At 41.8% G+C, this 22,089-nt stretch carries 16 protein-coding genes; all 16 read left to right on the forward strand.

Annotated elements, in window-relative coordinates; translation table 11 throughout:
- Window positions 1–33: 33 nt before the first annotated feature.
- Entirely contained in the window at window positions 34–1,554 is a 1,521-nt protein-coding gene (locus VEZ01S_RS07605) for a bifunctional ADP-dependent NAD(P)H-hydrate dehydratase/NAD(P)H-hydrate epimerase (protein ID WP_040890456.1), read from the forward strand.
- 407 nt (window positions 1,555–1,961) lie between these two features.
- Window positions 1,962–3,005, forward strand: a complete 1,044-nt coding sequence (locus VEZ01S_RS07610) for a GMP reductase (protein WP_021713439.1) — start codon at window positions 1,962–1,964, stop codon at window positions 3,003–3,005.
- Window positions 3,006–3,907: 902 nt separating this feature from the next.
- On the forward strand, window positions 3,908–4,267 hold the full coding sequence (locus VEZ01S_RS07615) for a hypothetical protein (RefSeq protein ID WP_021713440.1): 360 nt from the start codon (window positions 3,908–3,910) through the stop codon (window positions 4,265–4,267).
- Entirely contained in the window at window positions 4,258–6,714 is a 2,457-nt protein-coding gene (locus VEZ01S_RS07620; RefSeq protein ID WP_021713441.1) for a hypothetical protein, read from the forward strand. The genes VEZ01S_RS07615 and VEZ01S_RS07620 overlap by 10 nt, the downstream gene beginning before the upstream one ends.
- On the forward strand, window positions 6,714–7,355 hold the full coding sequence (locus VEZ01S_RS07625; RefSeq protein WP_021713442.1) for an OmpA family protein: 642 nt from the start codon (window positions 6,714–6,716) through the stop codon (window positions 7,353–7,355). Before VEZ01S_RS07620 ends, VEZ01S_RS07625 begins: the two co-directional genes overlap by 1 nt.
- A 1-nt stretch (window position 7,356) precedes the next feature.
- A complete protein-coding gene (locus VEZ01S_RS07630; RefSeq protein ID WP_021713443.1) occupies window positions 7,357–8,778 on the forward strand; it encodes an EH signature domain-containing protein in 1,422 nt (473 codons plus the stop codon).
- Complete coding sequence (locus VEZ01S_RS07635; protein WP_021713444.1) at window positions 8,778–10,670, forward strand: anti-phage protein ZorA-like protein; 1,893 nt, start codon at window positions 8,778–8,780, stop codon at window positions 10,668–10,670. Before VEZ01S_RS07630 ends, VEZ01S_RS07635 begins: the two co-directional genes overlap by 1 nt.
- A complete protein-coding gene (locus VEZ01S_RS07640; protein WP_040890436.1) occupies window positions 10,667–11,443 on the forward strand; it encodes an OmpA/MotB family protein in 777 nt (258 codons plus the stop codon). The genes VEZ01S_RS07635 and VEZ01S_RS07640 overlap by 4 nt, the downstream gene beginning before the upstream one ends.
- On the forward strand, window positions 11,443–12,408 hold the full coding sequence (locus VEZ01S_RS07645; protein WP_021713446.1) for a hypothetical protein: 966 nt from the start codon (window positions 11,443–11,445) through the stop codon (window positions 12,406–12,408). Before VEZ01S_RS07640 ends, VEZ01S_RS07645 begins: the two co-directional genes overlap by 1 nt.
- A 1-nt stretch (window position 12,409) precedes the next feature.
- Window positions 12,410–13,378 (forward strand): OmpA family protein, encoded by a 969-nt coding sequence (locus VEZ01S_RS07650; protein WP_021713447.1) that lies wholly within the window; start codon window positions 12,410–12,412, stop codon window positions 13,376–13,378.
- A 216-nt stretch (window positions 13,379–13,594) separates the two neighbouring features.
- Entirely contained in the window at window positions 13,595–13,954 is a 360-nt protein-coding gene (locus VEZ01S_RS07655) for a hypothetical protein (RefSeq protein ID WP_021713448.1), read from the forward strand.
- Between the two features lie 6 nt (window positions 13,955–13,960).
- Window positions 13,961–14,308 (forward strand): hypothetical protein, encoded by a 348-nt coding sequence (locus VEZ01S_RS07660; protein ID WP_021713449.1) that lies wholly within the window; start codon window positions 13,961–13,963, stop codon window positions 14,306–14,308.
- Window positions 14,309–14,344: 36 nt separating this feature from the next.
- The gene (locus tag VEZ01S_RS07665) at window positions 14,345–15,289 is read left to right on the forward strand and encodes a hypothetical protein (RefSeq protein WP_021713450.1); all 945 of its coding nucleotides are present in this window, start codon (window positions 14,345–14,347) and stop codon (window positions 15,287–15,289) included.
- Window positions 15,290–15,438: 149 nt separating this feature from the next.
- Entirely contained in the window at window positions 15,439–18,975 is a 3,537-nt protein-coding gene (hsdR, locus tag VEZ01S_RS07670) for a type I restriction-modification system endonuclease (protein WP_021713451.1), read from the forward strand.
- Between the two features lie 84 nt (window positions 18,976–19,059).
- A complete protein-coding gene (locus tag VEZ01S_RS07675) occupies window positions 19,060–20,661 on the forward strand; it encodes an N-6 DNA methylase (protein ID WP_021713452.1) in 1,602 nt (533 codons plus the stop codon).
- A complete protein-coding gene (locus tag VEZ01S_RS07680; protein ID WP_021713453.1) occupies window positions 20,658–22,070 on the forward strand; it encodes a restriction endonuclease subunit S in 1,413 nt (470 codons plus the stop codon). Before VEZ01S_RS07675 ends, VEZ01S_RS07680 begins: the two co-directional genes overlap by 4 nt.
- Window positions 22,071–22,089: the final 19 nt, after the last annotated feature.

Here is a 22,089-nt window from a genome sequence, read left to right on the forward strand (position 1 = left end):
GGTATTATTACATTGGTAAAAGTGGAACAACTCATGCTGACTAGTAATCTATATGCGGCCACGCAAATCAAACAAAGCGAAGAGACCGCCGCGAATCGAGCGGGCATCACTTTGTATGAATTGATGGAGCGTGCCGGACAAGCCGCTTTTGAACGTGTGCAGTTCATGCTACCTAATTTAGGTCGTATTTTGGTCTGTTGCGGTTCTGGAAATAATGGTGGAGATGGCTTTGTGGTGGCGCGTTTGGCGTTGGAAGCAGGGTATGATGTCGATGTTTTTCAGCCCGAATATTGCATTCGTAAAAACATCTCCCCTTTGTCTGATTGTCAGAAAGCGAGACATAAGTGGTCTACCTACAATAAGTCGGTTCTCAATACTATTGAGGGTGATAAGCAATACGACTTAATTGTGGATGCGTTGCTTGGCACAGGTCTTGCGAACAATGTCAGGGATAACCTTGCCGCGGATATCTCTCAAATCAACGCTTTGAATACCCCTATTTTAAGCTTAGATATTCCATCAGGATTGCACGCGGATTCTGGTGCTATCTTAGGCACGGCCATCAAGGCAAGTTGTACTGTGACATTTGTGGGCAATAAAATGGGTTTAGTGACGGGTCAGGCGCGTAATGTTGTGGGTAGCTTGTATGTGGCTGATCTGGGCATCTTCCCTTATTTTACACATCTAGAACCAACTCAAGTCTCAGTATTTACGCAATCTAATGCAGTTGCTCTTATTCCGCAAAGAGAAGCAACCGCACACAAGGGGAATACGGGCCGTGCATTGTTAGTTGGCGGAAATAAAGGAATGAGCGGTGCGATTATTATGGCTGGACAAGCGTGTGCTCGAGTGGGGGCAGGCTTAATCACTGTTATGACTCACTCTAACTCCATTCCCCCATTACTGATGCGCCAACCAGAGTTGATGTCGATTGCGGTTGAAAGGGGCGACTTGCAACATATCGAAACGTTAATTAACCCAAATACTCTGGCTCGAACAGGTGCGATAGCCATTGGACCGGGACTCGGTATGACGGCTTGGTCAAAGGCTCTATTTAACTGGGTAATGGCCACAAAGACGCCGAAAATTATTGATGCCGATGGCTTAAACTTTTTAGCAGCCAGTCGCAAAGTATTCGATTTACGCAATAGTATTATCACGCCGCACCCCGCAGAGGCCGCGAGATTACTCGGCGTGACGGTGGCGGATATAGAAAACGACCGATACGGCGGACTGCATCAGTTACAAACCAAATATCAATGTGTCGTGCTGCTCAAAGGAGCGGGTACGTTAATTAGTGATGGTCAAGAGATAAAGGTGATTAACGCAGGCAACTCAGGTATGGCTACCGGCGGGATGGGAGATATATTGACGGGCGTGATTACTGGGCTAGTTTGCCAAGGGTTGCCAGCAATGCAGGCGGCGTGTCTCGGTGCTTGGCTCCATTCTACAGCGGCAGATAACAGTGCTAGCGCATATGGAAGCATTGGAATGTTAGCGTCTGATCTATTGCCGGAACTTCGCTTGTTAATGAACCCAAATAACAATAAATGAGCAAAACTGAAAAAAAACGGGAAATAATGAGAAAAATCAGCAATAAATGAGCGGGTTAAACCGCTTGAAAAGCGAAGATATCTTCTGGATTGGTGAGCCAGATCACGCTAATGAATGGGTCATAATGTAAGAGAAATTGTTTCTCAAGAAAAGAAAGATTATAAGATGTTGATTTAAAAGGGTAAATGAAAGGTTTCAGAGCGAGGATTTGCAAGTTTCAAGATAGTAGCACAAATAAAAACAAAAAATCAGTCTTGCGACAATTTAATCCGAGCCTATAATGCTGAAAACCGGAGCGTCTGCCAACGCTCCGGTTTTTTTGTGTCCGAAGAATGGTCAACGCTTCTGCCAAAGCACGACCTGCATTGTAATTGGCACGTCATTTATAAGAATCAAGGAAATGCACAATGCGTATCGAACAAGAACTTAAGTTAGGCTTTAAAGATGTACTGTTTCGCCCTAAGCGCTCAACACTAAAAAGTCGTTCCCAAGTAAATTTAACCCGCGATTTTACATTCAAGCATAGTGGTCGTCAATGGTCTGGTGTACCTGTTATCGCCGCCAACATGGATTCTGTTGCAACATTCGAAATGGCCGCCGCATTAGCCGAGCACGACGTAATGACCGCCGTACACAAACACTACACAGTAGAGCAGTGGGCAGACTTCGTTAAAAATGCAGACAGCAAAACACTGAAAAATGTATTTGTATCAACCGGCACTTCAGAAGCTGAGTTTGAGAAAACCAAACAAATTATGGCACTGTCAGAAGAGCTGATTTTCATCTGTGTTGATATCGCCAATGGTTACTCAGAACACCTTGTCGAATACGTAGAAAAAGTGCGCGCCGAATTCCCAACTAAAGTCATTTCAGCAGGCAACGTTGTCACCGGCGACATGTGCGAAGAGCTAATTCTTGCCGGCGCAGACATCGTAAAAGTTGGCATCGGCCCAGGCAGCGTATGTACAACTCGCGTTAAAACAGGCGTAGGCTACCCACAACTTTCAGCCATCATCGAATGTGGCGACTCAGCCCACGGCCTTGGCGGCATGATCATCGGCGATGGCGGCTGTGCCTGCGCCGGAGACGTATCAAAAGCCTTCGGCGGCGGCGCAGACTTCGTCATGCTAGGCGGTATGCTAGCTGGCCACGAAGAATCAGGCGGCGAAGCCATAGAAAAAGACGGCAAGCAATACATGAAGTTCTACGGTATGTCATCAGAATCAGCCATGGCGAAGCACTCAGGTGGCGTCGCAAAATACCGCGCAGCAGAAGGCAAAACCGTACTATTGCCATTCCGTGGCAGTGTTCACCACACTATCTCAGACATCCTAGGCGGCGTGCGCTCTACATGTACTTACGTGGGCGCGGCGAAGCTTAAAGAATTGACTAAGCGTACTACGTTTATTCGCGTGCAAGAGCAAGAGAATAATGTGTTTGGGAAAGAGTGAGTAGTAGATAGTTCAGGGGAATTTGAATTTGGGAGAGTCGCGTAAGCGGCTCTTTTTTTTGTATTCGAGAGCTGATAGTTTCCTGCGGGTACGAAAGTGTCAACAATGGGTTGTTTGAATGTGGATTTTGAATTATGACCATTCGCTAGATGGTTAGGATTAAAACATGCGAAATTTATAATATTAAAATTAGATTACTGCTTGGCTACCAATATTATCGATACGATGAGGTAATCATTTCTGTAATTATATGCGCGTAAATGAATAATCTGTCAGCTTATATGATATTTTATTTTTTATAGTTACTCGTGTAGTCAGATTAATTTTGGAATACCTTATATTCCATTTGTTGACTAAAAATCGTTATAATTTACGATATTGAATAGCAAATACTTCGTCGTATAGTGAACCGTGTAATGTGCGGAAAGTAACTATCAAGGAATTTAAGTTCTTGCAAATTAGATGACAGGTATTGTTATTTGATGGTTAAATCACGCCTAGAAGTAGGTGTTTACGTTTTGCTTGGGTTAAATGTGTTTAAATTAAGTTAATTTTATTTTGGGGTGATGTGTTGCAGTACCAGGAGTATCTTGTTTTTTTTACATAAAATAAAATACGGAAGTTTTAATATTAGTATCTTCTGAATTTAATAATGAGGTTGTACAATGGTTTTTCTATACGTTTCTTTATTAAATCATCACACTATCAAAATGATAGTTGACTCTTTATTTTATTTATAACAATGAAATGGATGTAAGTAATTGAATTAGTAAGATACATTTATTCTGAATATGGCAGATTGCAATTAATTGATCTGTAATGGCACAATTAATTTGGTCGCATGGTAAGTTAATATTGCTGGTTGTATTCGACAGCTTTCCTCTAACTTTAACGAGATGTAGATGACATTAAACGATTTTGTACAACGAATAACAGCGATAAATCGGGCTTGGAAAACTGCTGGAAACGATAGTGAACCGTATATTAATCAGCACATTGCAAAACAGTTGCAAGAACAAAAATCAGCTTGGCAAGTAGAATTTTATAGAGCCTACCCAAAAGTGGTTTGGTTTAAAGCTGATTTAGAAAACCATCCAGATGGCAATACTTATAGCGTCAGGTTTGGGGATCGCACAGTCCTTTCCTCTGACGGTGACGTTAAATGGAATGCCGAACATATACCTAAATATTTATTGCAAAAGCTTTTGACGGAATCTGAATTTCGAAGTGCAACACAACCAAAGAATGAACTATGCCTCTAATTAATATTGCTTTTATCACATTTACCGCTTTAGTATTGGTTTGGTGCCTATTTAGGCTCGGAAGTGCTAGAGCAAAATACGCGTATACTATCGGTCAAACTTTAGCTGCGTTTGAAGAAATAAGCTCCAGTAAAGACTCTCCAATCAACAGGCTAAGCGAAGAAGCTCAAGCGTTGGCAAGTCAATCATGTGCGACACATACCAGTAAAAATACGAAGAAAGTGTCGTTTGAGGGCTCTACGGTATTATTATTACGTCCAGCAGATGTAATGGTACCGTCTTTTAGTAGCACAGCATTCAAATCAGTACCCGCAATTCTAACTACCATAGGTATTTTAGGTACCTTTTTTGGTATCACCATTGGCTTAGGCTCTTTAGATGGCATTGGTGCTAATTCTGAACAGTTAGTATCAAAGGCTATGGGATTAATTGAGGGCTTAGGTACAGCTTTTCAAACCTCGATAGCAGGTATGGGAGCGAGCTTTATATTTATGGCAATATTGTCCATATTGATTGCGTCTCAAGCTAAGAAGCGTGAGAAGGTGCTTCGTCAAATTCAAAATAGCTCTAAGCTGCTTTCTGGAAGTGACTTGTTGAACCAACTAGTTGAACATCAGAAAGAAAGCAAAAATGAATTAGCAGACTTTTCAAGTCTGGTTGACTCACTACAATCGCTCGTTGCGAAACCTTCAGCGCTTACTAGTGAGGAATATGAACAATTTTCCGGTCAAAATGCTAAAGCATTAGAACAGAGCATCTCAATACTGCATAAAGACCTCATTTCTATAGTTTCATCTCTAAAGCATAATGAAGACTTATTAGGACAATCACTTGCTCAGCATATTGGCACAGCAATCGAAACAGGTGTTACCCAACCATTGCGTGAAGATTTATCCATTATTACTAATAGACTGTCGGGACTTGACACATTAGTCGAGAACCAAGTTACTCCAGATATTCTAGAAAACAACTTGGAAACGAAAGTAACAAATCCAACAGTTTCAGCTATAGGTCAAGTGGCTCAAGAGTCTTCGCAGATAAACACAGCAATGTTTGCCATCTCGGAAGTGCTAGGATCACTAACTCAACAGAATAATGAGCCGCTGACTCAAGCTCAGCTAATCGATGCATTACAGCAAGAATTGCAAAAACCTATTCTTCAGAACCTATCAGCTCTTAATTCTTCTTCGACCAATATTGCTCAGAGTGTCGCAAATACTAATGAATTGCTGATAGCTCAATCGTCTGATACTCAGTTACGCCAAGCTCTCGCAGAAGTCATTTCAACGCCAATTTTTGCCAAGCTAGAAGAGATCAATATGCACTCGGCATCTACTGTCGCTGGCATAGAAGATCTTTCTAAATCAAGAATGAATGAATTCGAGCATCTTGTAGAGAAAATGGGTGAAGAGGTAGTTAAACCGGTTACTGATGAGCTGAGCGATACTAACAAAGTGGTTTCACGCTTTGCTGATGTAACCGATGAGCTAAATCAAAATGTGGTCAATTCAGTCCAAGAAATGTCAAAGGCAACAGAGACAGTTGTTAACTTTGAAAAACAAACTCTTATTAAGCTAGGTGCATTTGCAAGCTCAATGGATCGCTCATTAAATGAGTTTGCCGACAATAGTACAAAGGCCCTTTCAGATATTTCTGAAGAAGTTAAGGGAATTGTCGAGCTTGGCAATAAGTCGATTAAGCAACAAACAGAATCATTCTCAACGATTATCGCTGATTCAAAGTCTATGTTCGATGAGCAAGCAAATACGCTGAAAAGTGTAGGTGTGGAATCTGCGTCACTTATGATGAATGCAAGGCAAGAGTTGGAGACGGGTTTAGGTGATATTGATACTAAAGTTCTAAATATGTCTTCAACTATTCAGGGTGAACTAGAGCGCTTTAGAGAAGATTATCAAAAAAATCTTACTCATTATTTTACCGAACAAAATAGATTGTTAGACGAGTCTCTGAATGAGCAGAAGAGTGGCCTAAATGAGGTTGTAGAAAACTTCAAAGATGCATTTGAAGATGAGTACCAGAAACGTAAGGCTTTGTTCTTAGAGCTTGATAAGCAGCATGGACAATTGGCTGATGCGGCAGAGCGAGTTCAATCAATGGCAAAAGCTATAGGGCTAGAAAAGGCCAGTTGGACAAGTGAGATTCAATTGGTTCAGCAGTCAATTGGTCGTCAAGTTGCAGATTTAGGTAAGTCATTTAGTGAAGCATCGAAACAGTTTTCATTGGTCGCATCCCAAATGCGCCCAGAAATGGATGATTACTTTATGCGTGCTAACAAGTCAACTGAAGAGTACTTTGCGTCATTTGATGCTGCATCTACGAGTATCTACAACAAATTGGGTTATGTGGCTGAACTTATGAGTACTGTTATAGTAGAAGCGCAGCAAGAAAAAGCATCGCTTAGAGAAGAAAAAGCGTTGGTTGTCTAATGAATACATTTATAGAACAACATGAAGAAGAACAAATAGACGAAACAGGTACTTGGTTATCCATAGGTGATCTAATGGCAGGCTTGTTGATGGTATTTGCTTTGTTCTTGATTGTCACCTTGGCACAACTTTATAAGTATCAAGAGCAATCTAAAAGTAATCGTATTGTCATTATTGAAGAGATTCAAAAAGGACTAGATAAGGCTGGAATACAGTCAAAAGTTGATTTGCAAACAGGCTCACTATCGTTAACTGAGGGCTTGAATTTCGGGGACAATAGTTCATCGATAAATGCGCCATCGAAGTTATTTCTTAAGAAGTTAATACCAATTTATAGCCAAGCTATATTTCTCAATGAGAGCACATCTAAAGAAGTATTACACCTTGTTATCGAAGGAAATGCGGATATAGGTGAAGGAGAGGGAAGAGCATTGTCTCTCAGTCTTAATCGAGCAGAGGCAGTAACGAGTTATATTGAACAGATGATCTTTCCTTATAAAGGACAGTTTATGGACAAGATTCTTCCTGCTGCTCGAGGAAACCTAGATGCTGAACCAAAACGACCTGCATACAAAAATAGGGAAGTAGTGTTCAGGTTCGAGTTTAAGAGTCGTGATCTTACGGAGTTGATGGGCAAGTAATATGAAGTCAACATCATGGTTTATTGAGCCTGTGCTACCAAAGTTTACCAAACTGGCTGAGTTAATAGATGACACCACGAACTCAATGGCGAAGCGAGATACAGATACCTTATTTTTAGCCGATAAGAAAATCACGGCGTTAGCAACGAAGCTGAAGGAGTCAGGAAAGCTCTCAGAACTAGAGTGGCTTATTTTACTGCGATCTGAATCGCAGTATGAGTCTTTAGATGAAAGGGTTAGGCAAGGTGTTGTTGCGATAGTTTGGGAGGCAATTCAACAAGATGAATCTCGATTTTCTAAACTTAGCCTTAATCTAATCTCCGGCATCGCACGTGACTATGTCTCAATGGCTAAAGTCTTGTTGTGTGATTTCCCTAGAGTACTACCAAGACATTTTTCTAGAACGACGAAACAGCAGGTAGAAATTACACGCTACTTGATTAATCGCCAGTTTGAATTAGGTGCTAAAGCCATACTTGCCAATGGCAAGAGTATTGTTACCTTCTTTAAATCATTAAAAATGGAATCAAAAGGATCGCACGTAACCCATATTGCTGATGCAGCTGAGTGTGCATTGCCACAAAATCCTAGTACAGCTCAACTGACTTGGTGGCGAAGCTGTCAAGACTTAGTAGAACAAGATCAAACTATTGAACAGTTAGAGAGGCTGTTGACTAAGGTTTCTCTGATAACAGCAGAGTCACCATTTGAAAAATGGATAAAAAGCCATTGCTTGCCGGATTCAAAAAATACGCTTTGGTATCGGCTTTCTAAAGAGTCTCAGTTAAAGCTTAAGAGTTTATTCAATGTTACTGAGTATAAGTCTGTTTCAAATCTCTTTAAATTATTGATAGAAACAAGTAACGATGATTCGTTGAATGAGCGACAAGTTCGGAACTTACAAAGTAGGATAATGTTTTGGTCAAACTATACCGATGAATTCAAAAGGGTTCGCTTCTTTTTGACTAATCGTTCATGGTCACTACTTAAGGACAAAGTAGATTTAGATGAACTAAGAGTCCAAACAATGACAAGCTCCCCATTGAATGATCAGAGTGAGATTTGCATCTTTGATGTAGGAAATTATTTTATCGTCGAACGTTTTATAGGCTCCCATTTTGATCTAGGCATATTCCAGCGAAGTGACGAAATAGAAAGAGTCTTATTCGAAAGTGAATATATAGATGCAGAAAATATTAGCACCTTAGAACCTGATTGGGTTTTAGACCACCTTAGCTATTACCAACATCGTATTGCTCGATTCCTAGATGGTAAGGGTGTGAAACTAGGTAAAAAAGCCCCTTCATATTGGTTTCAACCATTGAAGGCTGACCAGCAATTAAAAGTAAATAATGATTTAGATAGGCGTTATCACAACGTTTATGACAAAGCGACCTACTTCAAAACAGGAAAAAGATTTTAATGACCACAATTCTTCAAGATCCTTTAACGGTTATCTTTAGTGCATTGATCATCATTGGTGCGCTAGTAGCAGCATTTACGCTACATGGTGCGACTGGAAAACTGATTAAACAACTTAATCAGGCAATTAGCGAACTTGGTAAGCTAAAGCATCAGGTTGATGACGATGACGAAGGTAATGAAGTGGAACAGGATTGGATACCTAATTCAGCATCTATTGCATATCAAAATTACGACAAGATTCATTCGCTGATTCAAAAAGTAAAGTATTTAGCACCATCGTGGAGATCTTATTGCAGAAGTATGCAGCTTCCGGATACTCACTACACTCGTAAGCCGGGTCAAGCGCCAGTGCTGAGAAATACAGTACAGGTAAACTCAGTGTTCAATATGGAAACGGTTGTTGAGCCTCATGTGAATGTTCGCCAATACACCGCGATCCCAAACATGCTGACGGGCGCAGGTTTATTGTTTACCTTCGTTGGTTTGATGATAGGTATTAGTGAGGCTTCTGTAGGCTTAAGTTCATCAGATATTGAATCGGCTAAAGCTTCGTTAAATCCACTTCTATCTGGTGCTAGTATTGCATTTACCACCTCTGTAGTGGGTATTATCTGCTCTATGATTTTCTCTTGGTATGAGAAATCGCGTTTCCATAAATTAGAAGTCACAGTTAAAGACTTTAGTGACTACCTAGCTTCACATGTTGAAGTGATTGATTCTGATAAGTTGGCTGCAATGCAACTTGAAGCGACTGAAGCTCAGACAAAAGCACTGACTGATTTCCAAGTAGACCAACAACGAATCACCGACGAAACCATTAGCCGTGTATCTCGTGAATTCCGAGAATCCTTACTGGAGACTGCTGGCACAGAGATCAAGCAGATGGGCATTGTCCTACAGGAGATGAATACTGGGCTACTGTCTAATATAGAGCGTTTCTCGGAAGCACAAGATAAGACTTGGGAAACCACTTCAAAATTGACCTCGAATCTAGAGGCCTCAGTTCAAAGCTTAACTCAACAGCTATCGACTTCAGTTGAAGAGATGTCGTCTCGTGAACAAGAAGTGATTACTCACGTAGAAAACGTAGTTTCAGCGATGACAGACACTGTTCAAGCTAAAGTTATTGAGGTTTCTGAAAACTACACAACCACGATGCGCCAAACGTCAGTTGAGTTTGCGAATATCCCGCACCAGTTGGCTCAGCTAACGTCTGAACACATGAATAGTTCATTGCAGCAATATCAGACATTGACCAGTGAAATGTTGCCACTGATGTTACAGCAGGTAGCCGAAAGCCTGAGTGAGCAAGTTTCTAATTTAGCTCAGCAGATGCGCACTGCAGAATCTGCTGTAGCAGATTCGATAGCTCAACTTCCGTATGTAGTTGATAGCTTCAAGAAGATGAATGCAGAACTTGTTGGCAATGTTCAAGTGGTCAACCAGCTGAATTCAAGCTCGATGAACTGCTTGGAAGGATTCAACCAAGTGATGACTAATCTAGATTCTGCATCACATCAGTTCGTTGAGGCTAATCAACAAACAAGTAACACCCTTAAGCAGTTCCAAGGCTTGGTAGAGCACGCTCAAGTGAGTGTAATGACTACAGCTCAATCAAACCAAGCTATCTCTAAGGCTGCCGAGCAATTGAATTCACTTGTTGCTTCGCAAGCTGGCTTTGCCACTCAGTTTGAAGCTTCTCTGAACCAGTCTTTTGAGCAACTCAACCAAGGCTTAGAGCAATATGCTACTCACGCGAACAAGCAGCTACTGAACATGGATAGTAAGTCTGCAGATGTTGCAAATAACCTAATGGAAGCCGCGAATGAGATTGGTGCATTAGTAAATGACCTTTCGAGTACCGAGTATAAGAAGGTAGCTCAAGCGTGAGACTGAAAAGGCAAAGTGAGGACTCAAGTTACATGATGTCTGTTTCAGACATCATGTCCGGTTTAATGTTTATCTTCATTATTACCCTTGCAATTTTTGTTATCGACTTCTTGATTGCATCGAGAGAACACGAAGAGAAAATGCAAGAGTTAACTCAGATTTTGAGTAGATTTGAAGAAAACAATCGTATGCGTGGTGCTATGCTGACTGATATTCAAGATGCTCTAGCTAAACGCAGCATCGAGGTAGATATCGATGCGGAGCATGGTGTACTTCGTTTAAATGAGAATGCTGTACGATTTACAACGGGGTCGGCTGATTTACGTGGGGAGCAGTTAGAGCGCTTGGAGGTTGTGGCGAAAGTACTAGCAGAGATTCTACCTTGTTATGGTAGCAATCAACCTGATAATGGAAAGTGCCTAGCTGATACCCAAGGAAAGATCGACTCAGTTTTTATTGAAGGGCACACGGATAATGTCCCAATTGGAGGGCGACTTGCTAAAAAGTATAAGGATAACTGGGAGCTATCCGCGGATAGAGCCATGTTTACTTATCGTGAAGTCACTAACAGTCAACCACTGCTAGCTTCAATGTTAAACACCAATGCTCAACCTGTAATTAGTGTGAGTGGCTATGGTGAAGGCAGGCCTGTTCCAGGACATGCACATCCGTACCCTAAAAATGATCCTATAAACCGACGCATTGACTTCAGGTTTATTATGACTCCACCAACTGTAACTGAAGCTCAGAATGCAATTGAGGGAAACCTCTAATGAATAAGTTCAGCGTAGCATCGTCATTAGCAAATGCTTCGAGGCATATACATACACAATTAATTAATCAATCTTGGGCACCAACGGATGACGAGTTGCGCATAGGTTTTAAGCACACAGAGCACTTAACTCAGCAAAATAAATTAAATACTAAGAATGTTTCTCTTTACGGTCAAAGGGTTATGGCGCATTTATGTGTTTTAGAACCCTCGAAGCGAGCTGCTATGGGTAATGTACTGGAAGTTGAAGATTTCTGGCCACAAGCTTATACGGTTTTTAAGTCGCGCAATGATGTCATTAGTTGTGATGTGCTTTTAACTAATATTAACAATCTTACCCAGTCTAGGTTATCGACGAAACTACCAGAACTAGCCTCTGACATCTTCAATCTCTCATTAGATGTCAAACTTGGTTCTAGTAGAGCTAGGTGTTTTGCATCCAATCATCAAGGAATCTTAGATAAAGATATTAGTAGCTTTGTTGGAGCTCTAGAAGCTCAGCACCTAGCGTGGATAGATGAAAAATTTGAACTCTTCAGTAACTTAACAGGTGAGTTTGTTGATTCACCTAATTTCCATTGGGTGAACCATTTCTTCCGCGTCTACGTTAAACAAGGGCTTGTTTCAAATATTGATATTTATTGCTCATCAGAGACATGGTCAGAGCTTGGTCGTTACATCCCTCAAAGTATAGTATTAAGCGAGATCAGCAATAATGATATCTATTTGATAATGCAAGTTGGGAATGCTGTTGTTGCTTACTCAACTCAAGCTGAAGCATGTTTTATCGCTGAGTTAGGTACTAAAGTAACCAGCTTTAATGAGGTTGTTTCCTTGTTGCCAGAACTCAAGTTCAACCTAGGTATTCATTTGAGTAAAACCGGTCTGTGGCAGTATCGAGCTTCATACATGCTAAAGAATGCGACAAAGTTTGCACCTAAACGTGCTGACTACATGGTGAAGTAACGTGGCAAGTAAAAAGTACTCAGACGATGGAAGCTATATTCTTTCTGTCTCAGACATCATGTCAGGTTTGATTTTTGTATTCATTATATTGCTCGCTGTTTTTATGATTTCTTTGATGTCAGCAAACGAAGACAGTTTGCGTAAAGAGAATGAATATCAAGCCAACATTGCAAAACTCAAAAGTAGAGAAGCAAAGCTCGTTGAAAAAGAACAACAAGCTAACAAGATGCGAGTCAGTCTAGAACAAAAGAACGCAGAGTTACTAAAGAAAGAAGCTGCGTCTCAGGTACTTCAAGCACAGTTAGAAGAGCAGAACGATAAGCTCATTTCCGAAAGAAACGCTGCTAGGGGCTATCTTTCTGGGATAGTAGAAAACTCGCAAACACGTGTTGCTTTACTCAATACCATCGAAAGTACTCTTCAGAAGCATGGGTTGGTGGTAGACATGGATATGGAGCATGGCGTGATGCGCCTTGGTGAAGACGCGATTCTCTTTCCAACGGGTAAGGCTACGCTAAATAACACTTATCTTGAGCGCTTACAGACTGTCTCCAACGTTCTAGCTCAAATCCTCCCTTGTTACGCCGACGAACAGCCGAGCAACTTGCACTGTCTTCCAGAGACAAAAGGCAAACTGAACTCAGTCTTCATTGAAGGACATACGGATAATGTACCGATCAGGGGAGCATTGCTAAACCAGTTCGCAGACAACCGAGATCTATCTACTGCACGGGCCAACTATACATTCAATAAGTTGGTGAACGATACTGAACTTTTAAAGCTGATGCAGAACAAGCAACACCAGCCAATATTTAGTGTCAGCGGTTACGGTGATGATAGGCCTGTGACAGGTCATGCTCATCTTGAGCCAACTAGTGACCCTAAGAATAGACGTATAGATTTTAGGTTCATTATGTCGCCGCCTTCTACCACAGATGTTCAGAAAGCTCTCGATGGAAATCTAGGATAGTTATTTGATAGTTTATTAAAAGCCATGCCTAATTTTATGGGGTCACTTCATTTCGAACATGGTTTTTTCTTAAATGACTTGGCGCAAAGTGATCAGCGTACTTCCACAGTCTTAGATAATATGTTCAAGAAATATGGGTAAGTTCATAAGCTTATAAAGCGTGCATGTGAACAATCACATATAGAATGTCGCCATCTTAGGAATTGAGGAGCTCGAATGCTTACACCCATTATCGAAGTCTGTGATGATATGCAGAATATTCATTCACCATTCACTGGTCGAATGATTTACGGCCAGAATCTTGATGATGAAGTTTATCAAGAACTATCGGAGCTTCAGGCCGACCCTTCAAAAGATCAATCAATTCTTTTTGTTTATGACGCAGAGAATCAGGAATACCTATATCTGTCTAAAACACTACTAGATGGTATCGACTTTGACCCCGAAGAGGTTGAAGTCGATGCTAAGCAGTTGCTTGGGATTCTTGGTAGAAGTGACTTAATCGCGTTTCGACAGTGTGGAAATTTCCTACTAGGAGATTGTTGGACTGTATTTTGCCCAGTAGTAAGTGAGTAATTGAAAATGGCTATCCCAGTAATAAAAATTCAAGACGACCGAGAAGCACTGTTCTCTCCATATTCGGGCCTTGTTTTGTACGGCGAACATGCAGAAAACATGATCGATCTGTTTGATAAAGCGGAAGCGGGTGACGGTGAAATTGAAGAAGATCCTACAATTCTGTTCTGCTATGTATCTGATGTATGCATGTATTCGTACGTCCACCCGAAGCTTCGCGAGCTTTTCGACTTTGAGAGCGATGATATTGATCCCGCTGAACTGTGCAACAAGCTAAATGTAGATTCAAGTTTGGCGTTTCAGCATGATGCAGGCTGGTCTGGCGAAACCTGGTGGGGTTTCGGGAAAATTTAACTAAGGATTCATTTCCTACTTAAAAGTGAAAAGAGAATGAAGAGAAGTATTCAGCAACAACTCATTAAAGACTTTGGTGGGGAACCTGTTTCAGCTTTGTCTATTGATGGTGTAAGAGATTTTTCTTTTACAGTAAGAGATACGGGTTTAAAAAAAGCTGTTGGTGTTATCGAAGATTTTCTGACGCTGCTTAAACTGGCATTTGGCAATGAAGTAAGCGAAAGGAAGATAGCTGTTGCTTTTATTCTGTTACCGATCATTTTGATTAGGCACCCCAAAAGAACGCTGGTCGCGATCTCAGGTTTTTATCGTGCTGTTAAGCTAAATCTTCATAAAAGTTACGATATTAACTTCAAAAGTGGAAGTGAGATTAAAGGTAGCGCTTGCGTGCTTTCAAGACATGCAGTTGTATTAGCTGATAGATATAGTGGCGAGTCTAGTGAAAGAACACTCTCTCACGAAGCAATGCATTTGCTCCAGTACCGCTTCATTGATAAAGATGAACATAATGAACTAATGTCACCTAGTTTGGAATGTGCTTTTCCCTTTGGCCACGCTGAATTAGATGGCTTTGATGAGAGCTCTAGTTACCTCTTGAATCGCTATGAATTGGAAGTAATTATTCATGAGTTAGTTAGGCATCACTACGCAGTTTACAAAAAAATACCCCAAGATATTGGGGAGTTTAAGGAATTCGCAATTGAAGCTTTTAAGCTTGGTGTCGATGTAGATGACCAACTCGGAAGCGATTTCACAGAAATCGTACGCTTGAGCCGATATGAGTCTGTTACTCAACAAAATAAAGGGAAATCAGACGATAATTCATATAAGCGAATTATTCACAGAATCATAGATGAATGGCTAGCCCCCTGCTATGCAAACCTCTTGCAATACTATGGCGATGAAAACGCATCATTAGCTTTCAAGTCTCAAATTAAGGGTCCAAACCTATACAATCGCGTCTATCGTTGCCCACATTAGGTGCGGATTATCAACTTATTGATAAAATTCAATATATTTAGGTTTGTGGTAGTTATAATTGAGCTTGCATCAAAAAAGGCAGTTCGTTTCCTTCGATTTATTGTGTTCAAACATATGAGGAAGCAATTACAGGTTTTATGGAGAGCTTGATGTCGAAGTCCAATTTTGAGTTTTTAAGGGGTGTGAACGATTTTTTGTTTACCGTTGCGCGTGCGGCAGAGAACAATTATCCAGATGATCCCAACACTACGTTAGTAAAATTACGTCAGTTTGGTGAGGCTACAGCAAAGCACCTCGCTAAGTTGCTCGATATAGACACACCAGAAAACCAGCATGATTTGTTACGTGAACTGGGTAAAATTCCCTTTGTTGATGATGGGATCTTAAATGTATTCCATAAACTACGTAAAATTGGCAACCAAGCGGTTCACGAATATCACGATGATTTGCAAGATGCTGAAATGTGTTTGCGCCTCGCATTCCGCCTTGCAGTTTGGTACTACCGATTAGTCACTAAAAACTTCGACTTCTCAGCTCCTGAGTTTATCCTTCCTAGCTCCGAAAATGGCACGCAATTTGAAGAAGAGCTTCTTAGCCTCAAGCAAGAATTAGCATTAGCTCGCCAAAGTGAAACACAGACTAAAGCGGAAGTAGAGGCTCAACAAGCCAAGCTAACGGCGTTAAATGGTTATATTTCCGTATTGGAAAGTAAGCAAGAAGAGACACAAGAGCAGTCCCAAGCTCGCATCAGTGCTCTGGAGTCCAAACTCAAAGAGCAAGAAACAGATCTGTCGAAGAAGACTGAATCTGAGCGCAAGGCATACAAGCAGCAGATCACCAAAGAAGCGTCTTCGCGTGCTCTTAATCTAAGCGAAAGTGAGACTCGTTACCTCATCGATAATCAGCTTCGTAAAGCAGGTTGGGATGCGGATACTAAGAACCTTAACTTTGCCAACGGCACTCGCCCTCAAGTAGGTCGAAATATGGCTATTGCCGAATGGCCTACAGGCAAAGATGAGACAGGCCATACAGGTTTTGCAGATTATGTATTGTTCGTTGGGTTAAAGCCCATAGCGATTGTGGAAGCGAAAAAGGCTAATAAAGATGTGTCGGCTAAGCTGAATGAAGCATACCGCTACAGTAAGTATTTCGACTTTGACTTCCTGACAGGCGAGTTAAGGCAAGCGGCTTGTGGTAATGAACAACAAGAGCAGGTTGAAGAGGCGTTAGGCAATTATCTTCCTTCTTGGGCTGACTCTAGCGGTTCGCAACCGTTTAAAATTCCTTTTTGCTTCTCTGCCAATGGTCGCGGCTACAAAGCGGCCATAAAAACCAAAAGCGGTATCTGGTATCGAGATGTTCGCCACCCAACCAACATGCCGAAGGCGCTACCAGAGTGGCACAAGCCAGAAGAATTAGTCGCCAAACTAGCGAGTGATGATCAACTTAATAATAACTGGTTTGCGCGCAATCAAGATATGAGCGACCTTGGACTTCGTTATTACCAAGAAGAGGCGGTACTGGCGACAGAGCAAGCCATAGTCAATGGTCAGCAAGACATCTTATTAGCGATGGCCACAGGTACGGGTAAAACACGCACCGCCATTGCTTTAATGTATCGTTTGATTCAATCTCAGCGATTCAAGAGAGTGCTGTTTTTGGTGGATCGCACCTCCCTTGGTAAGCAAGCGCTGGATTCGTTTGAAGATACCAGCATAAAAGGCGATACCTTCAACGCCATTTTTAACGTTAAAGGGCTGACAGACCGTTTCCCTGAAAACAGTACCAAAATTCATGTGGCTACCGTGCAGTCACTGGTTAAACGCACATTACAAAGTGACGAAGTGATGCCAGTAGGGCGTTACGATTGCATCATAGTCGATGAAGCCCACCGAGGGTATATCCTTGATAAAGAGCAGACGGAAGGAGAGGAAAAGTTCCGTAATGAGCAAGATTTCATTTCTTCTTATCGTCGCATTATAGATCACTTTGATGCTGTAAAGATCGCACTTACAGCCACCCCTGCACTGCATACCATAGACATCTTTGGTGGTGAGAAAAAGTCACCCGTTTATCGTTACAGTTACCGCAAGGCCGTGATTGATGGCTATTTAACAGACCAAGAACCACCCATTCGCATCATCACCAAGCTCAGTGAGCAAGGGGTTTATTTATCGGGTGGTACCGAAGTGCAGCGTTTATCCAATCAGGGTGAACTAATTAACGATACCTTAGAAGATGAGCAAGGTTTTGAGGTGGCTGACTTTAACCGAGCCCTGATCGCATCAAACTTCAATAGAGTTGTGTGTGAAGAGCTAGTCAATCATATCGATCCTACTAGCCCACAAAAGACTCTGGTTTTTTGTGTTAATAACGCTCACGCCGACACTGTTGTTGATGAACTGCGAACAGCCTTTAAAGCTAAATACTCAGAGCTTGAGCACGACGCCATTATTAAAATAACCGGTGACTCCGACAAAGATTCAACTAAGGTTCAGTCAATGATCACGCGCTTCAAATTAGAGCGTTTGCCAAACATTGTAGTCACTGTTGACTTGCTCACTACGGGTATTGATGTCCCAAGCATCTGTAATCTGGTATTCATGCGTAAAGTACGCAGTCGTATTTTGTATGAACAGATGAAAGGACGAGCAACACGCTTGTGCCCTGATGTGGGTAAAACGTCATTTAAGATATTTGATGCGGTAGATCTTTATTCTACCTTGCAAAGCGTCGACACCATGCGCCCAGTCGTGGTGCGCCCTAAAGTCGAGTTGCAAACCTTAGTCAATGAAATTACTGACTCAGAAACCTATAAAACCCTTGAAGCGGATGGCAGAAGTTTTGCTGAACATAGCCATGAACAGCTGGTGGCAAAGCTGCACCGCATCGCGACCCATGCCAATTTCAATCGCACTAAGTCTAAAGAGATAGATAGCCACATCAAGCGCTTTGATGAAATATGCCAAGATTCTGCGGGCTGTGATTTTGCAAACCTAGCCTCAACCCTAAAGCAAAAAGGTCCAAGATGGTCGGCAGAGGTGTTCAATAAGGTTCCTAACCTAGTAGGCCGCTTAGAGCAGTTAAAGCAAGAGATAAACGATTTACGTGACATGCCTATCTTTACCGATGTCGATGATACCCTGCTGCGTGTGGAAACGGTTTATGGCGAGCATGGTACAGCGCAAGATTTCCTAGAAGCCTTTGACGTGCTGGTAGATTCATCTTCTAACCAGCAAGAAGCATTAGATATCATTATCAATCGACCAAGAGATTTAACCCGTAAGGGCTTGCTAGAGCTGCAAGAGTGGTTTGATGCACAACACTTTAATGAGCCCACTTTAAAAAAAGCGTGGAAAGAAACCAAAAATCAAGATGTGGCTGCTCGCCTTATCGGGCATATCAGACGCGCCGCTATGGGTGATGCGTTAATGCCGTTTGAACAGCGAGTGGAGATGGCACTAGATAAAATCAAGTTGCAAAAACAGTGGACCCAAGAGCAGCTCAATTGGTTGGATCGCATTGCATCCAGCATCAAAGACAAAGTGGTGCTAGATGATGACACCTTCAAAACTGGCAATTACAAGCGCAAAGGCGGAAAACGTAAGCTTATGAATGTCTTTAATGACGATTTAGACGGCATACTCACTCAATTCCAAGAATACATGTGGGACGAGCCAGCTTAAACCCATACAATCTGGTTAATACAAATAGTTTGATTGTTGATCGCTTCAATGATCAGCAAACATTATACAAACAAGAGAACAAACATGAATAATAATGATCTAGTCGCCAAACTGTGGAAACTGTGTGACAACCTGCGTGATGGCGGTGTTTCTTATCAAAATTACGTGAATGAACTGGCATCATTGCTGTTCTTAAAAATGTGTGAAGAAACAGGCCAAGAAGACGAGCTTTTGCCACAAGGCTACCGCTGGAAAGATCTGCAAGCGAAACTAGGCCAAGAACAACACCAGTTTTATCGCAATATGTTGGTGCAACTTGGCGCTGATGAACACCCTATTGTTCGAGCTATTTTTCAAAATGTGAACACAACTATTACTCAGCCAGCACAGTTGACTGAACTAGTAGATAACATGGACAAACTAGAGTGGTTTGAAGGTGATAAAGGCAAATCTCGAGATGACTTTGGTGACATGTACGAAGGTTTGCTACAAAAGAATGCCAACGAAACTAAGTCTGGCGCGGGTCAATACTTTACACCCCGTTCATTAATCAGCACCATCATCAAAGTCATGCAGCCTCAACCTCGTGAGGTGATTCAAGATCCAGCCGCCGGCACCGCAGGTTTTTTGATTGAAGCCGACAGATACATCAAATCACAAACCAACGATTTAGATGATCTAGACGATGATGATCAAGACTTCCAAATGACCAAAGCCTTTGTTGGTTTGGAGCTAGTACCAGAAACACGTCGATTAGCCTTAATGAATTGCTTATTGCATGACATTGAAGGAGATAAGAACGAAGGTGCGATTCGTTTAGGAAACACATTAGGTAGTGCAGGGGAGAATTTGCCTAAGGCGAATGTGATCTTAACTAATCCACCGTTTGGTAGTGCTTCTAGTAGTAATATTACCCGTACTTTTGTTCACCCAACAGGCAACAAACAACTTTGTTTCATGCAGCATATCTATGACGCGCTTGAGCCGGGCGGTCGCGCTGCTGTTGTGATTCCAGATAATGTGCTTTTTGAGGGCGGCAAAGGTACAGACATCCGTCGTGACCTGATGGACAAGTGCAACCTGCACACTATTCTCAGGTTGCCAACGGGTATCTTCTACGCACAAGGCGTAAAAACCAATGTGCTGTTCTTCCAAAAAGGTACATTAGATAACCCGACCCAAGATAAAAACTGCACTAAGGAAACTTGGGTGTTCGATATGCGAACCAATATGAATACCTTTGGTAAGCGTCGCCCACTGACAGAGAAGCACTTTGATGCCTTTATTAATGCTTATGGCTCAGATAAAAATGGTCAGTCTGAGCGTGTTGAAGGTGTTTATGAAACTCTAGGTGCTATTTATGCCGAGAAAGGTGCCGAGGGTAAAACCTCAGTTGAGCACATTAGCGAGAAAGCGCACAAGGTAGATAGCGCTCGTTTCCGTAAGTTCAGCCGTGAGTACATTCGTGACCAAAAAGGCGACAGCCTAGATATCTCTTGGCTTAAAGACCTAGAAGCGACCAGTGCTGAAAATCTACCCGAGCCAGAAGTGCTAGCTGGTGAGGCAATGGTAGAGCTGACTGAGGCTATGTCAGAGATCTATAAGTTGATGCAAGCGCTTGGGGCGAATGATGAAGCTGATGCTCTGAAGCAGTTGCTTGAAGAAAAAACGGAGGTTAGGAAATGAGTGAAAACACTCATAAACATGTTGTGGTTGAAGGTTCATATACCCACAAATTAGAGATTCCTAACACGTGGGAATTTGCGAAATTAAGCGAGGTCATTGAGATAGTTGGGGGTAGCCAGCCCCCAAAAAGTGACTTTATGGTGGAGCCTGAAGGTGATTGTGTTCGATTAATTCAAATTCGAGATTATAAGTCGGACAACAATATTGTTTATATTCCCAGAAACAAGGCTAAAAGATTTGTTACTAAGAATGAGGTTATGATCGGTAGATATGGACCCCCGATCTTTCAAATTCTAAGAGGGCTTGAGGGTGCGTACAACGTCGCCTTAATGAAGGCTAAGCCTCGAGACAGGATTTTCTCGAATGAGTACCTGTATTATTACTTATCAAATACAAACTTATATAACTATGTTGAGTCTGCATCGGATAGAACAGCTGGACAGTCAGGTGTAAATAAAAAGCATCTTGAGCAGTACCCTGTGGCGATTCCACCAATAGCCGAACAAAAACGCATCGTTGAAAAACTCGATGAGGTATTGGCACAGGTCGACACCATTAAAGCCCGTCTAGATGGCATCCCAGACCTACTAAAACGCTTCCGCCAATCCGTCCTCGCTTCCGCTGTGTCAGGGAAGTTAACGGAAGAGTGGACAGAAAATAGGAGTAATAGAGCTGAAGTTAGCTTGAAGTCGATGACGACCAAGATTGGATCTGGCTCGACTCCCAAAGGAGGCCAAGCTGCATATAAAGCTGAAGGTATTCCTCTGGTTAGATCGATGAACATTCATAGTACTTTTATTAAATATGACGACTTAGCCTTCATAGATGAAGTTCAGGCAGAGAAACTAAAAAACGTTAAAATAGAGCTTGATGATGTATTGCTGAATATTACTGGAGCTTCAATTGGTAGAGTGAATCTAGCTCCGGAAAGTTTTGTCGGTGGTAGAGTTAATCAGCATGTTTCCATAATTCGCTGTAACCAAAGGATTTTACTTCCACATTACTTACATATCTATTTAGCATCACCCAAAATGCAGAAATGGATAGAGGGAGAAAACTATGGGGCTACTCGCCAAGCATTAACTAAAAGCATGATTGAGTCGTTAGAGTTGAATATTCCAGCTATTGAAGAACAAAAAGAAATTGTTCACCTAGTCAACCAATATTTCGCACTCGCCGACACCATCGAAGTACAAGTCAAAAAAGCGCAAGCTAGAGTAGACAATCTAACTCAAAGCATCCTAGCAAAAGCCTTCCGAGGTGAGTTGGTTCCGCAAGATCCAAACGATGAGCCAGCCGATAAGCTACTAGAGCGTATTGCGAAAGCTCGCAAGGAAGCCGAAGCATTGGCAAAAGTGGCCAAGAAAGCTGAATCTGCCAGAAAGCGCGCTGCTAAGAAAGCGTTGTAGATTTTTAAACATCAAGGTA

The organism is Vibrio ezurae NBRC 102218 (genome assembly GCF_000467185.1).
Taxonomy (GTDB): Bacteria; Pseudomonadota; Gammaproteobacteria; order Enterobacterales; family Vibrionaceae; genus Vibrio; species Vibrio ezurae.

Bases quoted from the DNA above. Each gene is read 5' to 3' on its own strand.
- VEZ01S_RS07675 (WP_021713452.1), top strand. From the start codon at position 19,060: ATGAATAATAATGATCTAGTCGCCAAACTGTGGAAACTGTGTGACAAC.
- VEZ01S_RS07615 (WP_021713440.1), top strand. From the start codon at position 3,908: ATGACATTAAACGATTTTGTACAACGAATAACAGCGATAAATCGGGCT.
- VEZ01S_RS07660 (WP_021713449.1), top strand. From the start codon at position 13,961: ATGGCTATCCCAGTAATAAAAATTCAAGACGACCGAGAAGCACTGTTC.
- hsdR (WP_021713451.1), top strand. From the start codon at position 15,439: ATGTCGAAGTCCAATTTTGAGTTTTTAAGGGGTGTGAACGATTTTTTG.
- VEZ01S_RS07630 (WP_021713443.1), top strand. From the start codon at position 7,357: ATGAAGTCAACATCATGGTTTATTGAGCCTGTGCTACCAAAGTTTACC.
- VEZ01S_RS07680 (WP_021713453.1), top strand. From the start codon at position 20,658: ATGAGTGAAAACACTCATAAACATGTTGTGGTTGAAGGTTCATATACC.
- VEZ01S_RS07605 (WP_040890456.1), top strand. From the start codon at position 34: ATGCTGACTAGTAATCTATATGCGGCCACGCAAATCAAACAAAGCGAA.
- VEZ01S_RS07655 (WP_021713448.1), top strand. From the start codon at position 13,595: ATGCTTACACCCATTATCGAAGTCTGTGATGATATGCAGAATATTCAT.
- VEZ01S_RS07620 (WP_021713441.1), top strand. From the start codon at position 4,258: ATGCCTCTAATTAATATTGCTTTTATCACATTTACCGCTTTAGTATTG.
- VEZ01S_RS07645 (WP_021713446.1), top strand. From the start codon at position 11,443: ATGAATAAGTTCAGCGTAGCATCGTCATTAGCAAATGCTTCGAGGCAT.
- VEZ01S_RS07610 (WP_021713439.1), top strand. From the start codon at position 1,962: ATGCGTATCGAACAAGAACTTAAGTTAGGCTTTAAAGATGTACTGTTT.
- VEZ01S_RS07635 (WP_021713444.1), top strand. From the start codon at position 8,778: ATGACCACAATTCTTCAAGATCCTTTAACGGTTATCTTTAGTGCATTG.
- VEZ01S_RS07625 (WP_021713442.1), top strand. From the start codon at position 6,714: ATGAATACATTTATAGAACAACATGAAGAAGAACAAATAGACGAAACA.
- VEZ01S_RS07665 (WP_021713450.1), top strand. From the start codon at position 14,345: ATGAAGAGAAGTATTCAGCAACAACTCATTAAAGACTTTGGTGGGGAA.